Origin of the sequence: Geothrix sp. PMB-07, from assembly GCF_030758935.1 — a bacterium.
Lineage (GTDB): Bacteria > Acidobacteriota > Holophagae > Holophagales > Holophagaceae > Geothrix.
Genome location: NZ_CP132333.1, coordinates 171,187 through 185,043, shown reverse-complemented (window position 1 = coordinate 185,043; position 13,857 = coordinate 171,187). Strand labels below are relative to the sequence as shown.

The following is a 13,857-nucleotide window of genomic DNA, read 5'->3' as shown; positions in this document are numbered from 1 at the left end:
AGTCACTCCGTTCGGAGGGCTTCGGCCGGAACGGTCCGGCTGGCGCGAAGCGCTGGGATCAGACACGCGATGAGGCTGGCCAGCAGGAGGAGGCTGGCGCCCAGCGCTTGGTCATAGGCACGGCTGGCCGGCAGGGCGAAGAACAGGTGATCCATGAGGCGGTGGATGGCCCAGGCGCCCAGGGCGCCGACGATGAAGCCCCCGACCACCAGGGCTCCACCCTGGCGGAGGAACTGCCCCACGATGGCCGTGGGACGGGCGCCCATGGCCATGCGGATGCCCACCTCGCGGCGGCGCTGGGCGGTCGTGAAAGCCAGCATGGAGGAGATGCCCAGGAGGGCGAGGATCAGCGAGAGCCCGCCCAGGAAGCCCAGCAGGGAGATGGCCATGAGCGGCGCCGCCGCCTCGCGGGCCAAGGCCTGGGCATGGGTCTCCACCCTCAGATCGGCGGCATCCGGCAGCACGCGCTGAACAAGATCGCGCACAGCAGGCAGGAGTGCTTCAGCCTTGCTGCTGGCCCGGATGAAGAGGGGCTGGCCCGCCATCTGCGCGGGCTGCATCCGCGTGTAGAGGTAGCCCATGGGCAGGTCCACAGGCAGCGGCCCATCCTTTTCCACGCCCACCACCTCGCGTCCATCCAGCGCCTGGCCCAGGGCCGACCGGCCCGGGAAGTTGGCGCGGGCAATGGCCTCGCTGATAATGATCTGCTGCGGTCCATCGCTGGGCAGGAACCCGCGCCCCGCCACCAGCACCCGGTTCCGCACCTGGAAGTAGTCCTCGGTGGCCACCGCGCCCATTTGTGCCACGCCACTGGGCCCCATGCTGCCTGCGCCTGTATCCCCGCCCATGGCGGCACCCGTGGCGCCGGGCAGGTGGCGAGCCTCCTCCAGCAGCCGGGTCAGGAGCGCCGGGGCTTGGGCCATGCGCTCCGGTGGCAGGGTGACGTGGACTTCCACATTCTCGCGGCCGACCCCGAGCCGCATCGACAGGACCCGCTGAAGGGACTGCACCACGCTGGCCACAGGGCCAAGCAGCGACAGGCAGAGGGCCACCTGCGCCACGACGAGGGCCGCCTGCAGCTTGCGCCGGCCCGCGGTGGGAGCGCTTTCCTTCAGGGCCTCCATGGGCGCCTGACGGAGGGCCCGCAACAGGGGCAGCGCCGTGGTGAGGGCGGCCAGCAGCAGGGCCAGACCCAGGGCGAAGCCCACCGAGGAAGCCCGCAGGATGGGGATCTCCAGCATGGCGAAGGGACTCCGTCCATCGAAGGCCAGCAGGGAGGGCAGCGCGAGGCGGGCAAACCCCCAACCCAGAGCGGCCCCGAGGCCCGTGAGCCAGAGGTGCTCCATGAACATGCCGCGGGCCAGCTGCCAGGCACTGGCCCCCAGAGCCACGCGGGTGCTGCTTTCGCGCCGCTGGTGCTCCTGGTGGGCCAGCTGCAGGTTTGCCACCACCAGGCAGGCCAGCAGCAGGCAGAGCCCCACCGCGGCGAAGAGCAGGCCCGGGCTGGGCAGGTAGGCGTCGAGGGACATGTCCTGGCTGCGCGTGAGAGGCGAGAGCAGGGTTCGCGCCATGGCGGGAATCCCCGGGTGACGACGGGTCACCGTCTGGGATTGGCGCTGGGCCTGCGCGACGCTGAGCCCCGGTTGCAGGCGGCCCACGGCATTGAACTCGAAGGTCGGATGTTCACTGATTCGGAAACCTGGCTCGTCGGGCTGGTCGTAGCGGATCAGGGCGCCCAGGGTGATCCAGAGCGCCTCTGGGCGCTTGGGGAGGAGGCCGAAGAAGCCCCGGGGCGCAATCCCCACCACGACACAGGGCTGCCCATCCACCAGGACTTCCCGCCCGATGACACCGGGATCGGCGCCATGGCGCGAGATCCAGAGCGCGTGGCTCAGGACCACCTTCGGCTCGGCGTCCCAGGTCTCTGCATCTGCGAAGAAGCGCCCGAGTGTGGGCTTGAGGCCCAGGGTGCGGAGGTAGTCGCCGCTGGCAAACCCTGCCACCTGATGGCCTCCTTCGGCCCCGTGCCCCAGGAACACTTCACGCCCCTGGAAGTAGGCCAGGCCCTGGAAGACCGGATTCTCCTGCCGGTGGCGCTCGAAGAGCGGCCAGGAGACCAGCGTCGCCGTGGGAGGCGTCATGCCCTTCGGAAAGTCCATCCTGGGGGGCGGTTCCACACTCAGCAGCACCAGCCGATCAGGCTCGGCCACCGGCAGGGGCCGGATGCGCAGCGCATCGAAGAGGGTGAAGAGCGCGAGGGCTGCACCCATGCCCAGGGCCAGCAGGGTCACGGTCCCTGCGAAGAACCAGGGCCGGCGCAGCAGTGAGCGAAGCGCCTGGAAGGCGCCGGGGATCATTTCACCCTCAAGCGATCGACGCCATCCCAGGCGCTGGTGTCGCTGAGGATCACCTGGTCGCCGGGGCGGAGGCCCTCGAGCACCTCGATCGTGCTCACCGAGGCCCGGCCCAGCTTCACCTTGATGCGGTTGGCCTCGCGGCCATCGGGTGTGAGTTTGAAGAGGGAAATGGTGGCGAAGGATTGGGCCTGCACGGGACGGCCCACGCGCAGCGTGTGCTCTGCCCGGTCCAGCTCGATGATGCCCTCCACGCTGAGGTCGGGGCGGGCCCCCTTGGGCAGCGCGCCTTCGAGGCTGGCATCCACCGTGACCGTGCCGTTCTGCACGCTGGGATCCATGCGGATGACGCGGCCCTGCACGATGCCGTTGCGGGTGTCCACCGCGACGCTCTGCCCCATCTGGATGTCCTTGGCCTGGGTCTCGCTCACCTTCAGCTCGGCCTTGAGCGGCATGGGCTTGGCCACCTTCGCCAGGTTCGCACCGGGGGCCAGCTGCTGGCCCACCTGCAGGGGCACCTGCTGCAGCATGCCCGCCATGCCCGCCCGCACATGCAGGGAGGCGCTCTGGGCCTGCTTCAGCGCGTACTGGGCGCGGGCCTGCTCCAGCGCGGCGCGGGCGGGCGCCAGCTCGGCGCCCTTCCCTTCGAAGAGCGCCATGCGGGCCTCTTCGGTGGCCAGGCGCGCAGCGCAGTCCTCGTAGCGGGCATTGGCGCGCAGCACATCGCTCTCGGACTGGAGCCCTTCCTTGAACAAGCGCTGGAAGGCCTTCAGCGTGGCTTCGGCCTCCTTGAAGGCGGCGCGGGCGGAGGCCACCGTGCCCTTCTGGTTCAGCGCACCCACGCTGTAGTCGGACTCCGCCCGCTTCAGGTTCCAGAAGGCATCCTGCGCCCCCTGCTGCAGCTCGGGGCTGGAGAGCTCGGCGATGATGCTGTCCTCGCGGACCTCCGTGCCGGGGTAGAGCAGGATGCGCTCCACCTTGCAGGGCACCTGGGCGGTGATCATGCGCACGTCGACGGGCACCAGGATGCCCGTGCCCCGCACCTGGAACACCATGGCCCCCTCTTGGACCTTGTCCAGCAGCAGGCTCTGGCGGTCCACCTCCGGTGCCGCCGGCTTCAGGCGGCCCAGACCGAACAGCAGGGCCAGCACGCCCAAAGCGACGCCACCCATCCATGCGTATTTCCAGTGGCGCTTGGGTTGGGAAAGCGGAATGTCCATGAACGTCTCCGGCCCGGTCACAGCCAGAGACATGCCATGTTTTAAGACTTGTTATAATTTATTTTATGATTTTACCAACGTTTCGAGCCGTCCCAGAATCGGGACAGTCGTCCCAGAGGCGGCTCCTAGCGGCGGACGCCGCCGCCAAAGCTGCGGAAGCCGCCACGCCCTCCCCAATGGCTCCAACCACCTCCGCGCCAGTAGCGGGGGCCGCCCCAGCTGCGATAGCCGTAGTGGGGCCTGAATCCATACCAGTGGCCCAGGCCAATGCCGAACCAGCCGTAGTAGCGGGGGCCGAACACCCCAAAGTAGGGCATGGGCCCCCAGCCCCACAGCCAAGGCGCGGCCACCCAGCACCAACCCGTTTCCTCTTCATACACGTACATGTGCGGCACCGATCCATCCGGCGGCACATGGGTGTAGCGGTCGCCGTAGGGCATCCACACCCACCCGTACTGCTCGGTGTAGACCCATTGGCCGCTGCCCTTCTCCTGGGGCGGCTGCACCTGCGTCGAGCCTGCGGGTGGTTTGGGCAACTCTGCCGGAGGCGGGGGCGGTGGGGTTTTGGGTTCGGGCACCGTGGGCTTGGCGGGTGCCTGCTCCTGACTTTCCGAAGGGGGTGCGGGATTCCCGGGCTCCTGCGCCCCGACCTGCAGGCCAGAAAGGGTGGTGATCACGGCCAACATACCTGCCCAGGGCTTCATTGCAGCACCTCCATCCTGTTAGACGGCCCAGAACCCCAAAGGGTTACATCCCGGGTGGAACCGATGTTGAAGCCCCTTCCATCCGCGGGCAAGCACTCATCCGGCCTCCCACTCACCGTCTCTACTTGCTCATGCTCAACAGTTCCACATCGAAGACGAGCATCCCCGCCGGTTTTCCCCGTTCGCCCCGATAAGCCAACTTTTCAGGAACCCAGAACCGGCGGCGCTCACCCGCCACCATGAGCTGCAGACCTTCGATCCAACCGGGGATGACGTCCGCCACCTTGAAGCCCGCTGATTCCCGCCGCAGCAGAGAGCTGTCGAAGAGCTTTCCGTCGGTGGTCCAGCCGCTATAGTGGACGTTCACCCAGTGCGAACGGGTGGGATGCTCCCGACCCGTTCCCGGACGCAGGATTTTGTAGGCCAGGCCCGATTTCAACAGCTGCGCATCAACCGGTGGCGCGGCCACATCCTGCGGAGCTTTGCTGGGATGCGCCTGCACTTCGATCAATTCCAGATCCATGGTGATGGGGCCCACCGGCCTGCCCTTGGCCCCATTGAAAGCCAGAGCCTCTGGAATCCAGAGGCGCCGCTGTTCCCCTTCAGTCATATCCAGCAAGGCCTCCCGCATGCCGGGCATGAGGTTGGTCAGGAACAGGTGCGGAGGCGCCTCGTTCCGTTCGGAGTGGAGCACCCGCTTGCCATCCAGGGTCCAGCCCGAAAAGTGAACGACCACGAGGGCATCGGCCTCCACGTGCCTTCTGCCCTGGCCCGGACGGAGCACCCGATGGGCCAGACCGCTCGGGGCCTTCAATGCTTCTGCCGGAGGTGCGGCGAGATCTGCTGGTGGCGGGTCCTCCCCAGCCGTCAGGGCCAGACAGCTTAGGACCAGGATGGAAGCGAAGAGGGTTCGGCGCATGCCCTGATGGTGCCAGATCCGGTGGGCAGATCTGGAGTGACCGATGAGTGTGAGCCACTGAGCCTGCCGTGCGGCCAAGGACCCAGCAATCTGCTCGAACATCGTCGATAGTCCACCCTCCTCGACCTCGATCCACTTCCGCTCCCAGCGCACAGCCGCATAGGGGGAGTAGGCCCGCACTGTGATGCGGCCCATCCGGAATGGGTGGGTTGGGCTGTAGTAGCTCGGCTCGTAGTATTTGGAATGAGATGTCACAAGAGGGTGCTAAACCGATTACGAAGATTTTCGTTGACTACTACGAAACCTATCGTATCTTTTCGTCACCCCTCAATCTGGAGCCCCTGCCGATGTCCCCTGTGACCCGTCCCACCGATGCTGAACTCGCCATTCTGCGTGTGCTCTGGGAGCGCGGGCCCAGCACGGTCCGGCAGGTCTTCGAGGTGCTCTCCGAGGAAAAGGACCTGGGCTATACCACCGTTCTCAAGATGCTGCAGATCATGACGGAAAAAGGCCTGGTGCAGCGCGAGATCACGGATCGCGTGCACACCTTCTCCACCACGCAGACGCAAACCCAGACCCAGCAGACGCTGCTGGACGACCTGCTCGACAAGGCCTTTGGCGGTTCCTCCAAGAGCCTGGTGATGCAGGCCCTTGCCACCCGCAAGACCAGCAAGACTGAATTGGCGGAAATCCGAAAGATGCTCGACCAGGCAGAAGGGAGGAAGCGATGACCACGCTCCTGTCGCTCGTGCTGCAGCCCTGGGCCCAGGCCCTGAGCTGGACGCTGCTCCACTTCCTCTGGCAGGGCCTCGTCTTGGGGCTTCTGGCCTGGGGAACCCTGGCGCTCATGCGGGGCAGCAGCGCCCGGGCCCGTTACGGCGTGGCCTGCGCCTTCCTCGTGCTGATGGTGGCCAGTCCCCTGGCCACGTATCGGGTGCTGCAGGTCCAGCCCTCGACGGCGCCCGTGCTCCGCCCGGGCCTGGACACAACGCCGCCAGCCAGTGAGCCATCCAGCGAGCGGGTGCCTTCGGCCTCGCTGGCCCAGCGGGTGAAGGTTTCCCTGGATCCCTCCTTGCCCTGGCTGCTGACCACCTGGGCCGCCGGTGTGCTGGTGCTGTCTCTGCGCTTCCTGGGCAGTTGGCTGCGCGTCCAGCGTTTGCGCAGGCGCAGCGCCACACCCGTGCCCTCAGAATGGCACCTGGTCCTTTCCCGCCTCTGCCGCGAATTGAAGCTATCCCGCACCGTGCGCCTGCTGCAATCCGCGGCGGTAGAGGTGCCCACCGCCCTGGGCTGGCTGCGGCCCGTGATCCTGCTGCCCGCTTGCGCCCTGGCCGGCCTCAGCCCCCTGCAGCTGGAGGCCATCCTGGCCCACGAGTTGGCCCACATCCGGCGCGGCGACTTCCTCGTGAACCTGCTCCAGTCCCTGGTGGCAGTGCTGCTCTTCTACCATCCCGCCGTGTGGTGGCTGTCCGCCCGCATCCGCGCCGAGCGAGAGCTCTGCTGCGATGACGTGGCCGCCGGCCTCTGCGGCGACCCCTTGATCCTGGCCCGCGCCCTGACCGACCTCGAGGCCCTGCGCGAGCCCCTTGCCCCATCTCCCACCCCTCTGGCCATGGCCGCCAATGGAGGTTCTCTCATGCACCGCGTCCGCCACCTGCTCCACCCCGCTCTGCCCATCACCAGCGGTGCCCGCGCCACCGCCCTGGCTGTGCTGGCCGCCTCCCTGCTCGGCGCTGCCGGCGTCGCCATGCAAGACAAACCGAAGGATGGCTCTGAACCCGACAAGACCACCCGCATCCGCGTGACCGATGACAACCGAAACCTGAACGTGTCCATGAAGGGCGACGTCCAGATCAATGGCGAAGCCCCGGAACCCGTGGTGGTGAACGGGGATGGCAGCTTCACGGCCGAGGAGAAGAAGGACGGCAAGAAGCGCGTCTATTCAGCCGTCAAAGGCAAGACGACCTACACCGTGGATGGCGTGGATAAGCCCATCGACAAGGAAGTCCGCGACTGGCTCCGGGACATCCTTCGCAACGTCAAGCGAAGTCATCACGCCCGTGAGCGGGCGATGGAAATCAAGATGCGCCAGGCGGAAGACAGGGGCCGTGCGATGGAGGCCCGCTCCCGGTCGATGGAGGCAGCGGCCCGCTCCATGGAAGCGAACATGCGGGAACTCGAACGGCAAGGCCAGTTCATGAATGCGGAAGATCTCGCCAAGCTGCAGGAGAAGACGCAGCGGCTGAAAGCCGAAGGCGACAAGCTCAAGACCGAGGGTGAGCGGCTCAAGATCGAAGCCGAACGCCTCCGCAACGACCCCGAGTTGAAGGCACTCATCGCCAAGGCGGAAAAGGAAGGTCACCGCGTCGAGATGGAAGTGCGACGACGGCATGGCGCACCAGACACAGTCATTCTGAAGGGCGGGGACGATGACCATGGCCAGGATGTAATCCTCAAGCGATTCAACTCCCACCAGGGCGACAAACCCGGCGAATCGCACCCCTTCACCATCGACCGGGAAGGCGATGGGGACATGGGTGACGACATGAACCTGGATATCGCGCAGGACATCCACATCCCGCCCATCAACATTCCCTCCTTGCACGTTCCCCGGATCCGCCTGCGGTCCTCATCCCATGGCACAGAAGCCGACGCCAAGATGGAGATGGTCGAAATCCAGGCGGAACTGAAGGCCCTCCAGGCGCGGCTGGATCAGCTGCAACGTCAGATCGCCACTCCGCCCAAACCACCCAAGCCACCCAAACCGCCCATGGCACCCAAGGCTGTTCATCCCGCCGTTCCGGCCCCACCCCCACCACCCGCGCCCGATGTGCCGCCCCCGCCCCCTCCAGCGGCACCTGCGCCCCCCCCACCTCCGCCCCCGCCACCGAGCTTATGAGTTGACCTTCCACCCAAGGGCCCGCGATGCGGGCCCTTGGGTGGTGATTCTTCGGGGAAAGCCTTCCGTGCTCAAGCCCAGCTATCTGCTCCCACTCCTTCTGCTGGCTCCTCAACGGGTCGCCGCCGAAACCCCTGCTGAGTGGTCCAAGCCCTACCCGGCCCACCGCATCGCGGAGAACGTCTGCTATGTCGGCACGGCGGAACTGGGCTGCTACCTGATCACCGGCTCCCAGGGGCACATCCTCATCAACACGGGACTCGCGGATTCTCCACCCCTTATCATGGCGAGTCTGCGAACCCTGAAGATCCCTCCCAAAGACATCCGTGTGCTGCTGACCAACCAGGCCCACTTCGATCATGTGGGTGGCTTCGCTGAGATGCAGAAACTCACGGGTGCGAAGGTCTGGGCCACCGCTGCGGATGCACCCCTGCTGAGGGATGGCGGCGTCTCCGATCCCGGCGGCCTGTCCCGCTTCAAGGCTGTGAAGGTGGACCGGGTACTGAAGGATGGCGAAGTCATCACCCTGGGCGACCTCTCGCTCACCGTGATCGCCACGCCGGGCCACACCCCGGGTAGCGTGAGCTATCTCATGACCGTGCAGGGTCACGGCCAGAAGAAAACACTCCTCTTTGTCAACCTGCCCACCGTGGTGATGCCCCTGAACAACGCGAAGTACCCGAGCATCGTGAAGGATCTGGAAACCAGTTTCGTGCGCCTGAAGGCCCTCAGGCCCGACTTCTGGGTGGCCGCTCATGCCTCGCAATGCGGCTTGGCGGAAAAGCACGCGGCGGGGAACTACGAGGATCCGGCTGGCTACGCCAAGGCCGTGGCGGAATGCGAGGCGGATTTTCTGGCCAAGCTGCGCGTGCTGCCGCCGGAATAGCCGTTATATCAAGCTGCGTTCAATCCAAAAAAGAAACCTTCACCACCAAGGCACCAAGAACTGCATGAATGCGGCTCCGGTTTTTCTTGGTGTCTTGGTGTCTTGGTAGTGTTCCTTATTATTTGAATTCAAATCCGTATTAGAGGTTGCCGAGGAAGGCTTCCACCCGCTCCCAGTCCCGCGTCAGCGGAAAGGGCGGGAGGGCGGCGCGCACCTGGGCGGCGTAACGCTTCCCAAGACGATCCTCGCTAGGCAGCATGAGGCGAGGATCCATCACCGCCACCACGCCGCGATCCGAACGGGTGCGGATGAGGCGGCCGATGCCCTGCTTGAGCTTCAGCGTCATCTGGGGCACCTGGATGCCGATGAAGCCCAGGCCTTCGCGCTGGGCGTCGGCCTCGCGGATGCGGGCCTGCAGCACGGGATCATCCGGTGGCGCGAAGGGTAGCGCGGAGACCACCACCAGGCTGAGTGCGTCGCCCGGCAGATCGACGCCCTGCCAGAAGCTGGCGAGCCCCAGCAGGGCCGCCGAGGGCGTCGCGCGGAACCGGTCCAGCAGCTGAGTGCGCGAGAGCCCTTCGCCCTGCACGAAGAAGGTGATCTCGGGCAGCGCCGTTTCCAGGCGCGGGCGGAAGGCCGCCAGCATCTTGCGGCTGGTGAAGAGCAGCAGGGCCCTTCCGCGGCTGGCGCGCAGCATGCGTTCCATGGCCGAGAGGGAGGCCTCCACCCAGGCGGGATCCCCCACGCCGCCCCCTGCGCCAGGTCGGCGCTCCGGCAGGCCCGGCGGCACGAAGAGGAGGCCCTGGCCCTCGAAGTCGAAAGGGCTTTCCACGTGCTCGGCCACTTCCACCTCGGGCTTCGTCAAGCCCAGACGCAGGCCCAGGCCGTTGAAGCCGCGGCCATCCCGCAGGGTGGCGCTGGTCATCACCACGCACTCGAAACCGCGGCGCACGTGCTGGTGGAAGAAGGGGCGCACATCCACGGGGTTTGATTTGAAGTGGACGAGGTTCGGCCCTTCGCGGCTCAAGGTGGACACCCACCCATCGGGCTGGGCGAAGATCTGCTCCATGCGCGAGAAGGCCGTGCCCACCCGCTCGGCCAGGCGCATCCAGATGGGGTTTTCGGGATCGGCTGCCGCCAGGCGCCGGGCCTCCACCCAGAGGGGATGACCCGCTTCCACCCAGGCGCCCACGGCATCGGCCAGGGCCTTCATCTCGGGGCCCGGTGCCAGCAGCGGCAGGACGCCGCCCTCCACGGGCACCCAGGTCATGATCTCGGACCAGGCCTGCTCCCAGGGTTCCAGCAGCCCCGCGATGGCCGCCCCCTGGCCTGATCCCGAGGTTTGACCCGCCGCATCCCGCAGATCCGTGAAGAGCATATTCATGGCGCGGCTCGACCAGCTCTCCGCGCAGCTCTCCGTGAGCTGCTCCTCCAGGTCGTGGGCCTCATCCAGGATCAGCACTGGCGCATCGGGCAGTACCTGGCCGAAGGCCGATTCCCGCAGCACCCGGTCGGCCAGCAGCAGGGCGTGATTGACGATGATGAGATCGGCCTCGGCCACCTCTGCCCGCAGCTTGGTGAGGTAGCAATCCTCGAAGCGGGGGCACTGCCTGCCCGTGCAGCGCTCGGCGCGGGCGTTGACCTTGTCCCACAGCGGCGACTCGCCCTCGCCGAAGCGGCCCAGGCCTTCGCGGTCGCCATCCTGGGTTTCCAAGGTCCAGCGCTGGAGGGCCAGCCAGAGCTGCTGATCCGAGCGGCTGAATTCCAGGTGCGGATCGGAGGCCACCGCCTCCCAGGCTGTGCGGCAGAGGTAGTTGGCCCGGCCCTTGGCGAGCACGGCCTTGATGGGGCGCCCCAGGATGCCCGCGGCCCTCGGCACATCCTCCTCCAGGAGCTGCCTTTGCAACTGCTTCGTCCGCGTGGCCACCAGGATGGGGTGGCGGCCCGCCGACAGGGCCGGAATCAGGTAGCCCAGGCTCTTGCCCGTGCCGGTGCCCGCCTCCACGGCCTGGATCACCGCCTCGGGTTTGGATTCAGGTTCTGCGCCGCGGTTGCGCCATTGGTCAAAACGGGCCCCGCCATCAGCCACCGCGTTGAAGACCAGCTCCGCCATGCGCCGCTGCCCAGGCCGATCCTCCGCCCCCGGGAAGCAGGCGAAAATCCGGCCCACCTCCGGGGCGAAATAGCGGTCCATGGGGTGCGCCATCCGACCAGTGTGGAGCAAAGGCGGAAAAAGGGCGAATTGAACCGCGCATGGCGCGGATGAACGCGAATGAAAAGACCCGAAATGGGAAATCGTTCTTAATGTCGCGCACCCGAAGGACGATTCGCATCCATTCGCGGTTCAAGTCATTTGTGATAGTCCTTGCCGCGGATGATGGTGAAGGCCCGGTAGAGCTGCTCCAGAAACATGACCCGACTCAGCTCGTGGGGGAAGGTCATGGGCGACAGACTCATCTGTTCGGGAATCTCTTTTTTCAAGGCCGGATCAAAACCGTGGCTGCTGCCCAGCGCGAAGGCCAGACTCTCCCCCCGGTTCATGCGCTCCACCAGCCACTGGGCCAGGCCCTCGCTATCTCGCATCTTGCCCTCCGGGGTGAGCAACACGGGGCAGCGCACCGCGGCCAATTTCGGACGCAACCGGTCGGCCTCCTCTTTCAGCTGGCGGGTGGCGTCCCCCTTGCCTTCGGGCAATTCGGTGACCTCCATGCGGGCATAGGCGCGCAGCATGTCCAGATAATGCCGCTCAAGGCTGCGGCAGGGTTCCAGGCGGAGGCGGCCGAAGGCGAGGAGGTGAATCGGATACATGATCCTATTGTGATGAATTTCCCTTGGCAGCGCAGCGGGAAGGCGACACCATCCATAGCATCCAGAACCTCCGGAGGTATGCCCATGCGTCGTTCCCTGATGCTGTCCCTTGCCAGCCTGCTCCTCGTGCCCGCCTTCATCAGCTGTGGTGGCGATGACATCCCGACCACCGCGCCGGCCGCCGCCAAGGAACCCGCTGACATCCTCTACCACCTGCAGTACGTGGCCGTGCGCAAGGACTACAAGCACGTCGCCCTCATCGCTCCCATCACCCCGGACGTGGTCTACCCCTCCGCCCGCCAGCTGCACCTGGACGCCAAGTCCCTGGGCCTCACGCTGACCCCCGAGGAGATCAAGGGCCTCGGCATCGAGCACCTGGCCGACAAGCTCGACACCCTGTCCGGCGGCCCCACCGATGACTACCCGGTGAAGGACGCCCGCCTGGCGTTCAACTCCGGCATCTACCGCATGACCAAGGCCCTCACGGCCAAGTCCTGGGGCAAGATGCGCCACATGGGCATCACCGATAACAACGCTGGCCGCGCCTACGGCTCTCAGGCGGTCATCAAGGACATGGCCCTCGGCATCGACGGCCAGAAGATCCTCACCGTCAGCTGCCTCAAGAAGCCCGATGGCACCTACGGCGTCACCCTGCTGCGCTGGGAGATCAACCCCAAGAACCTGAAGCAGGACTAGCACCAAGCGATTCCCCAAAGGCCGCGCTGTTCAGCGCGGCCTTTTCATGTCTGGGTGCATGGGCGGATCGGTCGGCCTTAGCGGACTTGAAGACTCTTTAAATCCCTATGGCTTTTCATTGTACTGCCTGAAAAAATCTATGGATTCGGCTGGCGGGGCGTCCCAACACAATCCAGCCGCGGAGGATCCATGGCCAAGAAGAACGTCATCCACATCGTCGGCACGGGCACCATCGGCGAACCCCTCATCGGACTGCTCATCGAATACGCGAAGGAACTGGGCATCGACGAGGTGACCTTCCACAAGAACAGCGTCACCGACCGCCCCAAGGTGAAGGCGCTGCTGCGCCGCGGCGCCAAGCTCTCCGTGGATCCCGCCAATGTGGAGGGTTTCCGCTCCTGGGGCATCGAGCCGCACATGCTGCACGACCAGGCCCTGGAAGAGGCCAGCGTCGTCATCGACTGCAGCCCCAAGGGCCTGGAGATGAAGGATCAGCTCTACCGCAAGTACGAGCACAACACCCTGGGCTTCATCGCCCAGGGCAGCGAGTTCGGCTTCGGCACCATGTACGCCCGGGGCGTCAACGACGAGGTGCTCACCGGCAAGGACAAGTACGTGCAGGTGGTCAGCTGCAACACCCACAACCTCTCCTGCATCCTGCAGACCCTGGCCCTGGCCGAGGGCGACGACAACCTGGTCGAGGGCAGCTTCGTTTGCATGCGCCGCGCCAACGACATCAGCCAAGTGAAGGACTTCTGCCCCGCCCCCCAGGTCGGCACCCACAAGGACGGCCGCTTCGGCACCCACCACGCCCGCGATGCCTACCACCTGTTCCAAACCAAGGGCCTGGAGCTGAACCTCTTCAGCAGCGCCGTGAAGCTGCCCACCCAGTACATGCACAGCCTCTGGTTCGACCTGCGCCTGAAGCGGGCCACCACCCTGGATGCGCTCAAGCTGCGCGTGAAGGCCAACGACCGCATCGCCATCACCGAGAAGAAGGACGCCAACACCGTGTTCTCCTTCGGCCGCGACCAGGGCCATTACGGTCGCATCATGAACCAGACCGTGATCCCCCTCAGCACCATGACCATGCCCAACCCCCACCGCGTGGTGGGCTTCTGCTTCACGCCCCAAGACGGCAACAGCCTGCTCTCCAGCGTGTCGGCGGCCCTGCACTTCATCCACCCCGAGGACTGGGAGCAGCGCATCCAGGTGCTCAAGCCCTTCTTCTTTGACGAAGTGTGATGAAGGCTCGAATCGCTTCTCGATTCGAGTTGGAAGGGCCCGCAGAGCGGGCCCTCTTTCATCAACGCCCTTTCTAAACTCGGGCCGCGCAGCGGCCCGAGCCCACTCGACACATCACTAAGTACC

11 protein-coding genes are annotated in these 13,857 nt (G+C 66.1%); 5 read left to right on the top strand and 6 right to left on the bottom strand.

All coding sequences use genetic code 11. The features are described from left to right. Window positions 1-2: 2 nt before the first annotated feature. The 4 genes from Q9293_RS00835 to Q9293_RS00820 all read right to left on the bottom strand — a co-directional run bounded on the left by Q9293_RS00835 (window position 3) and on the right by Q9293_RS00820 (window position 5,392). Window positions 3-2,357, bottom strand: a complete 2,355-nt coding sequence (locus Q9293_RS00835; protein WP_306249272.1) for an ABC transporter permease — start codon at window positions 2,355-2,357, stop codon at window positions 3-5. Then, a complete protein-coding gene (locus Q9293_RS00830; protein WP_306249271.1) occupies window positions 2,354-3,574 on the bottom strand; it encodes an efflux RND transporter periplasmic adaptor subunit in 1,221 nt (406 codons plus the stop codon). Before Q9293_RS00830 ends, Q9293_RS00835 begins: the two co-directional genes overlap by 4 nt. Window positions 3,575-3,699: 125 nt before the next feature. After that, window positions 3,700-4,260, bottom strand: coding sequence for a hypothetical protein (locus Q9293_RS00825; RefSeq protein ID WP_306249270.1), 561 nt, complete (start codon window positions 4,258-4,260; stop codon window positions 3,700-3,702). Between the two features lie 139 nt (window positions 4,261-4,399). Then, window positions 4,400-5,392 carry an FKBP-type peptidyl-prolyl cis-trans isomerase gene (locus Q9293_RS00820; RefSeq protein WP_306249269.1) on the bottom strand — a complete coding sequence of 331 codons (993 nt, stop codon included), beginning with the start codon at window positions 5,390-5,392 and terminating at the stop codon, window positions 4,400-4,402. Between the two features lie 152 nt (window positions 5,393-5,544). Between Q9293_RS00820 and Q9293_RS00815 the strand changes: the two genes are divergently transcribed. The 3 genes from Q9293_RS00815 to bla all read left to right on the top strand — a co-directional run bounded on the left by Q9293_RS00815 (window position 5,545) and on the right by bla (window position 8,982). Further along, a complete protein-coding gene (locus Q9293_RS00815) occupies window positions 5,545-5,928 on the top strand; it encodes a BlaI/MecI/CopY family transcriptional regulator (protein ID WP_306249268.1) in 384 nt (127 codons plus the stop codon). After that, window positions 5,925-8,096 carry a M56 family metallopeptidase gene (locus tag Q9293_RS00810; RefSeq protein ID WP_306249267.1) on the top strand — a complete coding sequence of 724 codons (2,172 nt, stop codon included), beginning with the start codon at window positions 5,925-5,927 and terminating at the stop codon, window positions 8,094-8,096. The genes Q9293_RS00815 and Q9293_RS00810 overlap by 4 nt, the downstream gene beginning before the upstream one ends. A gap of 67 nt (window positions 8,097-8,163) precedes the next feature. Beyond that, window positions 8,164-8,982, top strand: coding sequence for a subclass B3 metallo-beta-lactamase (gene bla / locus Q9293_RS00805; RefSeq protein ID WP_306249266.1), 819 nt, complete (start codon window positions 8,164-8,166; stop codon window positions 8,980-8,982). Window positions 8,983-9,121: 139 nt separating this feature from the next. Here bla and Q9293_RS00800 read toward each other — a convergent pair whose 3' ends face one another. Both Q9293_RS00800 and Q9293_RS00795 read right to left on the bottom strand, forming a co-directional pair. Then, on the bottom strand, window positions 9,122-11,176 hold the full coding sequence (locus Q9293_RS00800) for an ATP-dependent DNA helicase (protein ID WP_306249265.1): 2,055 nt from the start codon (window positions 11,174-11,176) through the stop codon (window positions 9,122-9,124). A 155-nt stretch (window positions 11,177-11,331) separates the two neighbouring features. Further along, window positions 11,332-11,790: a 23S rRNA (pseudouridine(1915)-N(3))-methyltransferase RlmH gene (locus tag Q9293_RS00795; RefSeq protein WP_306249264.1), complete on the bottom strand. Its 459-nt coding sequence runs from the start codon at window positions 11,788-11,790 to the stop codon at window positions 11,332-11,334. A gap of 84 nt (window positions 11,791-11,874) precedes the next feature. On the opposite strand from Q9293_RS00795, the gene Q9293_RS00790 reads away from it, so the two are divergent. Both Q9293_RS00790 and Q9293_RS00785 read left to right on the top strand, forming a co-directional pair. After that, window positions 11,875-12,486 carry a hypothetical protein gene (locus Q9293_RS00790; RefSeq protein ID WP_306249263.1) on the top strand — a complete coding sequence of 204 codons (612 nt, stop codon included), beginning with the start codon at window positions 11,875-11,877 and terminating at the stop codon, window positions 12,484-12,486. A gap of 189 nt (window positions 12,487-12,675) precedes the next feature. After that, window positions 12,676-13,731 (top strand): hypothetical protein, encoded by a 1,056-nt coding sequence (locus Q9293_RS00785; RefSeq protein WP_306249262.1) that lies wholly within the window; start codon window positions 12,676-12,678, stop codon window positions 13,729-13,731. The last annotated feature ends 126 nt before the right edge of the window (window positions 13,732-13,857 follow it).